This is a genomic window from Halalkalibacter akibai JCM 9157 (genome assembly GCF_000513135.1).
Taxonomy (GTDB): domain Bacteria; phylum Bacillota; class Bacilli; order Bacillales; family Bacillaceae_D; genus Halalkalibacter; species Halalkalibacter akibai.
In genome coordinates this window covers 18,257-29,936 of the sequence record NZ_BAUV01000048.1, presented here as the reverse complement: position 1 = coordinate 29,936, position 11,680 = coordinate 18,257, and the positions used below count along the sequence as shown (strand labels likewise).

The following is an 11,680-nucleotide window of genomic DNA, read 5'->3' as shown; positions in this document are numbered from 1 at the left end:
TTATTTTGACCCTTTAATCTTAATGTTTTTAGGTGGATTTACAATTGCACTATCCATTGAAAAATGGAATGTTCATAAACGTATGGCGATGTGGATCCTACTAATTGTAGGAACGACTACAAAACGGATATTACTTGGAATGATGATTGCCACTTCTTTTTTGTCGATGTGGATCTCAAATGCTGCTACGGCTCTAATGATGCTACCTGTTGCTCTTGCTTTAATTACTGAAGTACAACAAAAAAACCTATTTGATCTTAAATCCTTTCAATCTTTTTCGAAATCTCTATTATTAATAATAGCTTATTCAGCGTCGATAGGTGGTCTCGCTACATTAATAGGTTCTGTACCTAATGCTGTATTTGCTGGAGTCGTTAAAAAGGTCTTGAAAACAGAAATCACATTCGCCACTTGGTTTTTATTTGCTTTTCCAATTACGGTTGTTTTACTTACTCTTTTATTTTTGTACATCGTCAAACGTTTTCCAGTTTCAACTCAGGCTAAAATACCAAAAACTTTCGTTATAAATGAGATTTCTCGATTAGGGAAACTTTCACAAGAGGAGAAAAAAATCTTTTTCGTGTTTCTAGTTACAATCGGGTTATGGATTTTCAGTGATTTTCTCCCATTTCGCTTAACTGATACGAGTATAGCTTTGCTTGGTGCTGTTAGTTTGCTTCTACTGCCCGCAAATAAAGGTACGATATTAACATTGAGAGATTTGTTGAAGTTACCTTGGAGCATTTTATTATTGTTCGGAGGGGGGTTATCCATCGCCTCTGCGTTTGTTGAATCTGGTCTAACTATTTGGTTTACACAACATTTAAGCAATCTTTCAAATTTACCCTACTTACTAATCTTATTCATTTTCGCATTAACGATATTATTTATGACTGAAATTATGTCAAATACGGCCATTTCAAATGTATTTATACCGCTCTCTATCAGCATTTCTAGTGTTATCGGTGTCGAAGCATATGGGTTAATGGCTCTTGTTGCTCTTTGTTCTACATGTGCTTTTATGCTACCTGTATCGACTCCACCAAATGCTGTTGTTTATGGTACTAGCTATTTATCATCGCAGGATATGATCAAAACAGGACTTCGAATGAACCTACTTGCTGTGTTTGTAATCGTTGCTGCTGTTTATTTATGGCTTCCTCAATTCTTTCATTAAATACAGAATAGTCTGATTTCCTGGGCAACCGCAAAAATCAGCAAAAATTTAGTTAATTCGACTCGAACCAAAGCTAACCGAGTGAAAAGTAGAATTCGTTAGCTATCCCCTTTTAGATGTCACTTAAACATTTTTACGGGGATAGACGCCTTCTACATAAGAGGAATTACAATCTATGCTCCTTACATCAGCTAACAACCTTTTTATTTGCCTCTAATCTTTGAATGGATCCCTAACAAAAAAGTTTCTATTAAAAGGTTAATACTAACATCGACATCTAAACTTAAGCCAAAACCACCTCTTTGTTCCAAAGAGGCAAAGCCATGCAAGATGCTTCTTAAACCACGGACAACATGAATGGACTCTTCATAACTAAGTTGATAAGAATCTAAGACCTTTAAAACTAATTCAATAATTTTTTCACCAGTTTGATGCATAACTACATCTTTAGCATCTGGTGCATTTAAAGACATTTCATATAAGCCTGGTTCTGTTCTTGCAAAAGTAATATAGGCTTTTGAGAGTGCAACAACAGCTTCATCTCCATGTAACCCTTCTACAGACCTAGTCAAATATTCAAGCAAGCGTTGTAATCCAAAAGTTGACAATTTTTTCTTTAAGTCATGTAAACTGTCTACATGGTTATAAAGTGATGGCGGTTTTATTTTTAACTTAGTAGCTAGTGTTGTAATACTTAAAGCCTCTATCCCGTCTTCATTGGCGATTTGTGCAGCTTCCTTCAAAATTGTATTTAAATTTAAACCAGTTCTAGGTGACATTTTAAACAACCCTTTTCCTATCTAATTGAAGATGTTTTTGTGTTTTTTCTATAGCTTTACTAATAGATTTTGATGGATTTAAAAGCATATTTCCGTGCCCAACTGCAAGGAGGCTTGGATTTAAATTAAGAATCTTCCGTGCGCTCTCAAGTGCCATCACTCGGTTCCAAGTTGCCAACGCCGGAAACGGGAACAACCATTGGAATTGGCCACTAACAGCTAACCCACCTCTGGTTTGGAACGCATCTCCTACAATAATTGCTTTAGTACGAGTATCAAAAAATGACATCATTCCTGGTGTGTGACCTGGTGTTGAAACTACTAATAATGAACCAATCCGGTCTCCTTCTGCTATAAATACATCAGGCTTTGTTTTTATCTTTATTGAAAGTCCACCTTTTATTGGCATTAGTGGTTCATTAGGTAAAACTTTTCTGTCTCCTGCTAATAGGTGCGATTCCCTTTCTGAAATGTATACTTTTGCTTGTGGTAATTGTTTGGCTAAACGATCTAATGAGCCTACGTGATCTTCGTGACCATGTGTAAGAACGATCCGAGTAATTGGTTTACCTAATCTTTTTGCTGCTTGCATTATCTCTTTAGAGGAATATGGCAAAGCGGCATCAATTAAAGTTAACTCGCTTTCTTCTTCAACTATATAACAATTTACAGGAAAGAAATGTTTAAGAAAAGTTAGTTGCGTTAAAAATTGAAACTGGTTCATTCTATACACTCCATTCATTAACTAATAAGATTAGTTAATACGATAAACTAATCTTATTAGTTTATCAAGCCCAAAATTGAATTGTCATAAAAAAAAGCGCTAAATAGCACTTTTTTAATAATTTATTGAATTTTTTCCTCGTCTCTTTTGACGGATTCTGTATCTCTTGATACCACTTTTACCATCCCTAACTTTAAACTCAAATCTAAAAATTCAATTGCATATTCTTGATGGTAAGCTCCTGTTTCTAAAAAAATAAGTTCTAGAATGTCCTCTACCGTTCTCTTGCCATCCATCCAATACTGTATAAATACATCATATCCAATGGGCACATGATTCATTTTAGAAAAATGATACCACTTTAATCTCTCTTCTAGTGTTAGTCGCTCTAATTCATGACTAATCATAAAAGGGCCATCATAAGTTCGAAAAACTACTTTATCGCTCCATTTCAACGGTAAAGGTTTAAGCAAGTTATCTTTAACTTTAGAATAATGAAGCTTTTGTACTTTTACATAGGAATGTAACAAATCAATTTGTTTATCTAATAGTGGAGAAAGTTCAGAAATAACTTCTTTTAAACGATCAAATTTTCTAACTTCTGCATATTGATAGTAAGAACTCAAAACTTTTTTTTCATAATCTTCTAGAAAATTAATTGTCTTTTTCCTGTTCTACAAAACTCTGTGGAGTTGTTTCTAATTGTTCTACAAGTTCTCCATATCTTGACCCTATATCTTTTGTTAATAGTTCTTTCCATTCTACCTCACTACCATTTGCTAAACCATATGCGTAAAGAGCCGTTGTAAGCGCAACATGACTCATCAGTTTTTCGTCTAAATGGCTAATAGAGTCCTCTGTAGTGTGGTAGTGTTTATCTGGCCATTGAATAAACATCGGACATGGAATCCCGATTGTTGGATCTGAAATAATATAGTGATCACTTCCACCTGAAAATCGTGTTTTTTGGTAATGAACTGTACTATATGATGATGTGCCTGTAAAATTACTAGTATTTTTAACCACTGCCTTAACTAGTTGAAAAGCAAAACGATCAACAAAACTAGGTGTAGCCATCGGAGGTTGTTCTATACATAAAGGTCCACCACCTGTTTTCTGGTCAGCTCCAACCATATCTAAATTTAGAGCTGCAATCGTTTTGTGTCTTCGCTCTGGGTATTGAACAAAATAAGCATAGGTTCCTGTCATTTCCGGCATCATTAGAAAACGAATACCTAAATCCGGTTGAGGCAAATGTCCCTCTTTTATTAACCGATTCATAGTTCTCATCGTTTCCATGAGTGTACCTGGCCCAGAAGCATTATCTTGACCTCCCGGATAAGGGTGACATAGGTGACTAACAAGCAACACTTCCTTTTCTTTCTTACCCGGAATAAAAAATTCAATATTTTCAAAAGAGCCATCAGATAATTCGGCATCCACTTTTGCAGAAAGTTTAACAGTCCCCTTTTGATTTCTTAAACGAAGTTGTTCCCCAACTCTTGGTGAGACGGCAAATCCGAAAGCTTTTCTCTCTTCTCCTAGCCACCAAAAAGAAGTGTATTGAATAGCATCTGGCATATCTAGCCTTGTTCGTATTGGTGGATATTCGTTTAAATTATCAAATATTAGACCAATCGCACCATGTTCCTCAACAGCCAAATCGTTTATCAGAAATTGATTTCCTCGCACTAGAGCTATTTTGCCTTTTAAATCAACGCCTTCGTAGCTCATAGGGTCTTCTGCATTCTCAATCACAACAAGCTCTGTATGAACCCCTTCTGCTGGTGTAGCAACACTTCTTTGTACGAGAGAGATTTCCTCTTCCTCAAAGCGAGCAAGTCTGATACGTTCTTCTCCTTCAAGCCAGAGCTCAGCGTGATGACAATGCCATTCTTGAAAACTTCTGTGAGCTAATAAACGTTCCCCGGCTTGAGCGGGATAAGAGACGATTTCTGCTTCTACACCATCTCTTCTTAATAATCTTACTGCAGCATTAGCTGCTTCTCTATAACCTACCGATGCTTGAATTCTATGAAATTGAGCTATTCTTTCCGCGTATCTAAATGCTTGCCTTCCTGAGATTTCTTCAAAAAGCTTTTTTCTCCATTCTGTAAACAAGAAATACCACTCCTATCCAATGCTTTTTATTATTTCGTAATTCGACATATCATTTTGAAACCCTTTTATAAAAAAACTCATTAGATTCTCTTTTTCGTAAACAATAGAAAAAAAGCTAGAAGTGGGGGTAAACAAATGACTTATATCCTTTTAATCATAGGTTTTATTTTATTGATAAAGGGTGCAGATTATTTTATTGATGGTTCTTCTAATATTGCAGCACTTTTTCGGATACCACCTTTAATTGTTGGTTTAACGATCGTTGCTTTTGGAACAGGTGCACCAGAAGCTACAGTTAGTATAATCGCCGCCCTAGAAGGTAGTGCTGATGTGACCATTGGAAACATAGTAGGAAGTAATATACTTAACATTTCACTAGTCATTGGTATTACAGCGTTTATTTTTCCTTTATCAGTAGAAAGACCAACAATAAAAAAAGAAATTCCATTTGCCTTTTTAGCAACGATTGCTCTATTTGTCTTGATCAGTGATATAGGACTCGGTGTAGCTTATGAGAATATGATCACTCGAAGTGATGGAATCATTTTTCTTTTGTTTTTTTCCATCTTTCTTTACTATGTTATTGAAGCTGCCCGAAACAGTAGAGAACAAGATAAAACAGATCTAGTTAATCATGAACAGGTAGGCTCTTGGAGCAAGAATATCTTAATAACAGTTGGAGGCCTAGCCGCGATTGTATTAGGTGGTTACTTAGTCGTTGAATCAAGTACAGACATTGCCTATCGCTTTGGAATGAGTGAAACGTTAGTAGGATTAACAATTGTAGCTATCGGTTCTTCCTTACCCGAGTTGATAACCTCTGTCACAGCAGCTTTAAAGAAACAGAGTGAAATTGCTTTAGGTAACATAGTCGGGAGCTCTATATTTAATATATTATTTGTACTCGGTGTAGCTTCACTTATAGCTCCGTTGCCCGTTGATCCTAAAATGTTCTTTGATATTATTGTCCTTCTAATCTTAACGGTATTTTTATTTATTTTTTCAAGAACTCAATATAAAATTGCTAAATATGAAGGCCTTGCCTTAACTCTCTTTTACGTCGCATACCTTGTCTATATTATTATGAGAAATTAATCCGTCTGACTCAAAATAATTTTCTGTGAAAGATCCCCCACTTAATTCATATACATGGCGTAAGGGGGACTTCAAAAATGAGGACACCAAGTAGGCTTAAGCGACCACGAACTAAAAAGGGGCCACTTCCCTTTCGTTATGTTTTCATGATTTCTTTCGCTATATTTATCGTTCTAACCATTAAAGGATTATGGATAATAGATCAAAGTATAAGACCTACTCTTATGCATATTGCAACAACGGAAACAAGAGTTATTGCTACAAGGGCGATAAATGACGCCGTTTTTGAAAAAGTATCATCAGACTTAAAGCAAGAAGAATTATTTATTTCAAGTGGAAAAAACGTTTATCAATTTAACACTCAAATTTATAATCGAATTTTATCTGAAGCCACTAACCGAGTTCAGAGGCATTTAAAAGCGATAGAACAAGGAGAAGAATTTTCAGTTGAAGGGGTTTCCGATAGCCACAGCTATCAGGATGGTATCATTTATAAAATTCCATTAGGGTTAGCAACGAATAATGCATTGCTAGCTCAGTTAGGTCCTGAAATTCCTGTTCGCTTTTCAGCAATTGGGGATGTAAAGACAGATTTAAACTTAGAAGTGATTAACACCGGCATTAATAATACAACACTATCGGTTAATTTTGATGTGATCGTTGATGTGAAAATCGTTATTCCATTTGCCACAGATACAGAAGCAATAAAAACGACGGTACCGGTTGGATTAATTACAATTCAAGGTGAGGTGCCACAGTTCTATTCCCAAGGTGGCGGTATGATCCTACCAGCAGATTTACCTAACAATAATGACGTTGATAACAATCGTTTAATCCCTGATATTTATCTTGAGAATCCTGTCAACCCAGATTAAAATTAAGCATAGACAAACACCCACCTACTTATCAACAAAGGCAGGTGGGTGTTTTTTATCGTACTATTATATTTAATGATAGAAAGACTCGATTTCTTCTAAATCATTAAGTAAAGAGTCAACGTCTTCTTTGGACAAAGTTAAAAGCATCTGATCATAAAGAGTGATAATGTGACCTTCCTCATGGTGATTTTTTAAATACCGGTAGAGCTTGTCTACTTGCTTCTTCTTTAAAACAGATTGGGTTGACTGATTTTTGACTTTCCGCACAATAAATTCATTCCCTGTCTTATCATATTCCCCACATAATATCTGGCCATTCCAAGAAGTCATTTTACTCACTCCTGTTTTTGCCATTAGTATGTTCTATTTCAAGAAAACTATAAGAGTTGAGCTAGTAATTGATACGACCTTAAGCGATCTTGGAATTGATTTGTCGTTGTTACGATCATAATTTCGTTTGCTTCATATTGTTTGGCGAGCTGACTTAATTGGACTTCTAATTCAGATAACGTTCCGAGTAATGTTTTTTCTTTTATTTTGGCTATTATTTCTTTACGGTTTTTTAACTGTTGAGAAATCCCTTTATCGTTTTCAAGTTCCAATTTCCATAAATAACTCTCAATAGCAAGATCCTCTGCTTGGTCTGTTGTCTCTGCGCAAATCGCAGAAACCGTGAGAATGACTTCAGGTTGGTCTCCCTCCTTCCGAGGAATAAAAGACTCCTTGTATTCTCGGATAAAATCACCATCACGAAGATCGCTCATAAAGTGTCCAAATGCATAGGACATTCCGTTTTCGGCAGCGAGACGTGCACTCTTTTTGCTTGTACCTAGTAACCATGGCTTCGGAGCTATTTTCGGGAAAGGCATAGGTTTAACTTTTGCAAATTTATGATCCTCTGGAAAAGAGTCATCTAAAAAATGTAAAAGTTCTTTTAGCAGCGCAGGCATATCCCATACTTGTTTTAGAAAAGTTTCTGATAAAGCATTGGTTGTTTCAGCAGAACCACCCGGAGCTCTACCAATCCCAAGATCTACTCGCCCTGGCATCAGTGTAGCGAGCATATGGAACATTTCAGCCACTTTATAAGGTTTATAATAAGGCAATAAAATCGCACCAGAGCCAATTCGAATCTTTTTTGTTTTTGCCCCGATAAACCCAAGAAGTACTTCTGGAGCCGAACATGCTAAAGAAGGGAAGCCGTGGTGTTCCGCGACCCAATAACGGCTGTAACCCCATTTTTCAGCTGTTTGAGCAAGCTGTACTGAGTTACCTAAAGCCTCAAGACCTGATTGTCCTTTAGATATAGGCGCTTGATCTAAGATACTTAACTTCATTGACGTCTCTCCTAAGTAATTTTTTCGTTCACTTGAATAGAAAACGCTTGGACTTTAAATCCCAAGCGTTTAATATGTTACTTATTTAGTTATTATGTGCTCAAATATTTCATCATATTGTTTCGCTAATTGAAAATCTAAATCAGTTAAGCCTCTTGCTTTCCAAGAAGAAATTCGAACGCTAATAAGTTTATAATCTATTGAAATAAAAGGATGATGATTTTCTTGTTCTGAACGATGCGCTACTTTCTGAACAAAGTCTATTCCATTAAGATACTCTCCAAAGCGATATTTCTTTTCAAGCCATTTTTCGTCAACAATCTTCCAACGGTCCAATTCAACTAGCCTAATCTCAATTTCACGGTCGGTAAGTTTATCCAATATAAACGGCTCCTTTACTAACTATACCCCAAAAATATTTTGAAAGAAGATACGGACGACATCAGCACCACCAATGATTGTCCCTAGTGTACTTCCTAAATTCGTCAATACGACAATCAGTAAGATTCTTGTCACTTTGTTACTCCAAAATCCTTTTATATTATATACATCAGTTGAAAGGTTCTCAAAGTCAGCTACTTTAGGTCTTCGGAAATAAGCTTCCACCAAGCCTGCAACCCATCCAGCTGCTAAAAGAGGATATAAAGAACTAAAAGGTGCAATCAAAATAGCTGAAAGGATCGTCAGTGGATGTCCAAATGCAATTGCTGCTCCAATACCCGCGAAAAGAGCATTCCAAATCATCCAACTCATTGTTAGGTTGACACCAACCTCAGGGTTAGCCCAAAAAGAGTACCCGATAATTCCAAGAATAAGCAAAGGAATCGCCCAGGCTATTATTTTAGGCGCTTTTGATTTAGGGGGTCTCTTAGATAACTGTTCTAAATTGTGATCTTTCTTAATTTCTTCCTTTATACCAGGAACATGCGCCGCTCCTAAAACAGCAACAATTTTTTTACCAGGAGCGTCTTTTATTTTTTGAGCTAAATATTGATCTCTTTCGTCAATTAAAGGAACTTTTAATTTTGGAAAACTTTGTGTCATTTCATCTAACATCGTATGTAACATGTCCTGTGATTTTAACTTCTCTAATTCTTCTTCAGAAATCTCTTCTTTGTTAAAAACACTATAAACAATTTGCATTAATAGTTTAGCCCTACCGCTAAGTCCGATTCCATGCCAGATACGGGCAAACGTAATTTGAATGTTGCGATCAGCTAATACTAACTCAGCTCCTACTTCTTTAGCAGATTCAATTCCCTGAATCATTTCTTGCCCAGGTTTTATTCCAAATTGTTTAGCCATTCTTTTTTGGAAAGAGGAGATAAGCAAGTTCATTAACAATAATGTAGCTTTCTTTTCTTTTATAACTTTAAAGATATCCATTTCTCTCCATTTGTTTCCATCTAAAACGGACTGATATCTTTGTTCATCTAACTCAATACATACAGAGTCTGGTTGTTCAAATTCAATCACGGCTTTTACCTGTTCAGCACTTTTCTTTGATACATGAGCTGTTCCAATCAAAACAAATTCCTTGTCATATAAGTTTAACCTAGTAATATTTTGCTCTGACATAAATTACCTTCCTTAAGTCAATTAATAAATAGCCTTATACAATCATGAGGTAAAACCAGTAAAATTTCAATAAATACATTTTTAAAATGGAGGTTTTTTCTAAAGTATTAATTAAATTATGAATAGAATTTTTCTTTTGTGCAAATTTTAAGAATTGATAACGGTCTTTGGAGGGTGCAACATGCTAAAACAACGTGCAAAAGAAATTTCTGAATCACCAGTGATGGCGCATGTAACTTACAATGATACTCCAGTTTATATTCAACGAGTAAGTGAGGATACTGATACCGCTAGAATTTTCCCACTTGCAGAACCAGAAAACGAACAAGAAGTAAACTTATCAAGCTTAGTAGAACATTAATTGCTGGATAGAAAGAAAGGACCGCCTTAACGTAAGCGGTCCTTTCTTTTGTATTACGTGTTCTCATTGATTTGTTTAATTTCATCATTGGCAATGTACTCATTCGCTCTCTCTAAGTCCTTGTGTTCATTCACTGAATCACCAGGATAACGATCCACTGTATTAGCTGGATGGTGAGGATCTAATTCAGTCCGCACTCCAAACTGACCACCTGTATTTGCTTGAGTCGGCATATCAAATGTTTTCTTCTTTTTGTCCATTTTACTCACCTCAAGTAATAGATTTTGTTTATCCGAAATTTTCATTCATGTATCTTAGAATTATTTAACCTGATGGCATTTCACTTCTATAAAACATAATAGTTATCCCTTGAAACAACTAATAAAAAAAGAGATAAATGCAACATTCATTGATATACGAACATATATTCTGTATAATCATTAATAGGAGGTGGACTCATTGTTGCTAGAACAAGAAGCGGAAATATTGGTGACAAAATCAATTTATTTACCTTTAGTAAGGAAAGTCCTCGAGCGAGACATGGAAAAAATAAAGCAAGCTGATTTGAAATTCCACGAACCTTATCTCACAATAGTTGAGCGAACTATCATCAGGGTTGGCTATGATTTAGGAATAGTAAAAAGACAATTAAAAAACAAACGTATCTTTGTTTACGATCAAGGTATTAAAGAAGGGCGTTGTACCTATTTAGTTGTCAATCGTGGATATCGCCATGAGCGTAGCTTATTTCCTCATTTAGTGAAGCAAACAGTTGAAACGTATGTAACTGGATATTTAAATGGGAGTTCCTTTCAAGGAGTGCCTTTAGAACAAATTTAACTAGGAATTAGATCAACCTAAAAAGCTACGTAGTTCTCACTGAATTGCTTTAATTCTACATATACATCAATACTCGTAATATCATCAATAGCAGGAATTTGCTGATTAATAAAATTACCTAATTCTTCGTTTGAATGAAAAGAAGCTTTAATCAATAGTTGATGATTCCCTAAAACAGAACCTACGTATGTAACTTCTTTAAACTGCAATAGTTTCATTGCAGTTTCATCCTGTTTTCCTAATTTTACTGAAGCGCCAATAAGAGCTTGAACACATAAATCAACCTTAGTAGGATTCACTTGTATTTTAAATTCAAAGACTTCATCCATAAGCATACGTTTAACTCTTGAGCGAATTGTTCCTTCACTCACACGCAAACTTTTTGCTATCTCAGTATATGGCCGTTTCCCGTGTTCTTTTAAGTAATTTAAAATTTCTACATCAACTTGATCTAACTTACTCATATAATCACCGTCTTTCTTATAAGTATCTAATATTAGACTACTTTATAAGGAAAAAGGTTTCTTGCAATTGGAAATAAGCTCCTTTTTATTTTTACTCTTGATCTTTTGAGTCTTCTGCATAATGCTCCGCTAAATATGGATTTTCCGTTGTAGCAAAATTAACTGATAATAAGCTTTCGTCAGACTCTAATCCATAAAGTCCTTTTAATACATCCTTTGTTTGCTCTCCACTTTGGAATTGAGGATCCTTCTCTTTTTTCGACATAGATTGAACACTCCTTTGTGATTACAATGTTCTATTATAATTACCCAATCTACTTAGAATA

Annotated in this window: 16 protein-coding genes; 5 read left to right on the top strand and 11 right to left on the bottom strand. The window is 35.5% G+C overall.

Annotated features, from left to right (window positions below; all coding sequences use genetic code 11):
- Positions 1-1,177: SLC13 family permease (locus JCM9157_RS19130; RefSeq protein WP_035667292.1), on the top strand; the 1,177-nt coding region annotated here is incomplete at its 5' end.
- A gap of 203 nt (positions 1,178-1,380) precedes the next feature.
- Here JCM9157_RS19130 and JCM9157_RS19125 read toward each other — a convergent pair.
- The 4 genes from JCM9157_RS19125 to JCM9157_RS19110 form a co-directional block, all read right to left on the bottom strand.
- Positions 1,381-1,956, bottom strand: a complete 576-nt coding sequence (locus JCM9157_RS19125) for a TetR/AcrR family transcriptional regulator (protein WP_035667282.1) — start codon at positions 1,954-1,956, stop codon at positions 1,381-1,383.
- 1 nt (position 1,957) lies between these two features.
- The gene (locus JCM9157_RS19120; protein WP_081734253.1) at positions 1,958-2,680 is read right to left on the bottom strand and encodes an MBL fold metallo-hydrolase; all 723 of its coding nucleotides are present in this window, start codon (positions 2,678-2,680) and stop codon (positions 1,958-1,960) included.
- A gap of 122 nt (positions 2,681-2,802) precedes the next feature.
- Positions 2,803-3,306: a hypothetical protein gene (locus tag JCM9157_RS19115; protein ID WP_035667278.1), complete on the bottom strand. Its 504-nt coding sequence runs from the start codon at positions 3,304-3,306 to the stop codon at positions 2,803-2,805.
- Positions 3,307-3,334: 28 nt separating this feature from the next.
- The gene (locus JCM9157_RS19110; RefSeq protein ID WP_035667275.1) at positions 3,335-4,801 is read right to left on the bottom strand and encodes a DUF4910 domain-containing protein; all 1,467 of its coding nucleotides are present in this window, start codon (positions 4,799-4,801) and stop codon (positions 3,335-3,337) included.
- A gap of 135 nt (positions 4,802-4,936) precedes the next feature.
- Here JCM9157_RS19110 and JCM9157_RS19105 point away from each other — a divergent pair, with 135 nt between their 5' ends.
- Both JCM9157_RS19105 and yunB read left to right on the top strand, forming a co-directional pair.
- Positions 4,937-5,896 (top strand): calcium/sodium antiporter, encoded by a 960-nt coding sequence (locus tag JCM9157_RS19105; protein WP_035667273.1) that lies wholly within the window; start codon positions 4,937-4,939, stop codon positions 5,894-5,896.
- 77 nt (positions 5,897-5,973) lie between these two features.
- Complete coding sequence (gene yunB, locus JCM9157_RS19100; protein ID WP_081734252.1) at positions 5,974-6,771, top strand: sporulation protein YunB; 798 nt, start codon at positions 5,974-5,976, stop codon at positions 6,769-6,771.
- 72 nt (positions 6,772-6,843) lie between these two features.
- On the opposite strand, the gene JCM9157_RS19095 is transcribed toward yunB, so the two are convergent.
- The 4 genes from JCM9157_RS19095 to JCM9157_RS19080 form a co-directional block, all read right to left on the bottom strand.
- Entirely contained in the window at positions 6,844-7,104 is a 261-nt protein-coding gene (locus tag JCM9157_RS19095) for a hypothetical protein (protein ID WP_035667271.1), read from the bottom strand.
- Positions 7,105-7,151: 47 nt separating this feature from the next.
- Positions 7,152-8,111: an LLM class flavin-dependent oxidoreductase gene (locus tag JCM9157_RS19090; RefSeq protein WP_035667270.1), complete on the bottom strand. Its 960-nt coding sequence runs from the start codon at positions 8,109-8,111 to the stop codon at positions 7,152-7,154.
- Positions 8,112-8,192: 81 nt separating this feature from the next.
- On the bottom strand, positions 8,193-8,492 hold the full coding sequence (locus JCM9157_RS19085) for a 4a-hydroxytetrahydrobiopterin dehydratase (protein WP_035667268.1): 300 nt from the start codon (positions 8,490-8,492) through the stop codon (positions 8,193-8,195).
- A gap of 21 nt (positions 8,493-8,513) precedes the next feature.
- Positions 8,514-9,689, bottom strand: coding sequence for a TraB/GumN family protein (locus JCM9157_RS19080; protein WP_035667266.1), 1,176 nt, complete (start codon positions 9,687-9,689; stop codon positions 8,514-8,516).
- Positions 9,690-9,870: 181 nt separating this feature from the next.
- Here JCM9157_RS19080 and JCM9157_RS19075 point away from each other — a divergent pair, with 181 nt between their 5' ends.
- Positions 9,871-10,050, top strand: a complete 180-nt coding sequence (locus JCM9157_RS19075; protein ID WP_035667264.1) for an H-type small acid-soluble spore protein — start codon at positions 9,871-9,873, stop codon at positions 10,048-10,050.
- 53 nt (positions 10,051-10,103) lie between these two features.
- On the opposite strand, the gene JCM9157_RS19070 is transcribed toward JCM9157_RS19075, so the two are convergent.
- The gene (locus tag JCM9157_RS19070) at positions 10,104-10,310 is read right to left on the bottom strand and encodes a hypothetical protein (protein ID WP_035667262.1); all 207 of its coding nucleotides are present in this window, start codon (positions 10,308-10,310) and stop codon (positions 10,104-10,106) included.
- Between the two features lie 199 nt (positions 10,311-10,509).
- Here JCM9157_RS19070 and JCM9157_RS19065 point away from each other — a divergent pair, with 199 nt between their 5' ends.
- A complete protein-coding gene (locus JCM9157_RS19065; RefSeq protein WP_035667260.1) occupies positions 10,510-10,890 on the top strand; it encodes a YhjD family protein in 381 nt (126 codons plus the stop codon).
- A 17-nt stretch (positions 10,891-10,907) separates the two neighbouring features.
- Here the strand turns inward: JCM9157_RS19065 and JCM9157_RS19060 are convergent, their stop codons facing one another.
- Positions 10,908-11,354 (bottom strand): Lrp/AsnC family transcriptional regulator, encoded by a 447-nt coding sequence (locus JCM9157_RS19060; RefSeq protein ID WP_035667259.1) that lies wholly within the window; start codon positions 11,352-11,354, stop codon positions 10,908-10,910.
- A 91-nt stretch (positions 11,355-11,445) separates the two neighbouring features.
- Complete coding sequence (locus JCM9157_RS24955; RefSeq protein WP_162831773.1) at positions 11,446-11,619, bottom strand: hypothetical protein; 174 nt, start codon at positions 11,617-11,619, stop codon at positions 11,446-11,448.
- Positions 11,620-11,680: the final 61 nt, after the last annotated feature.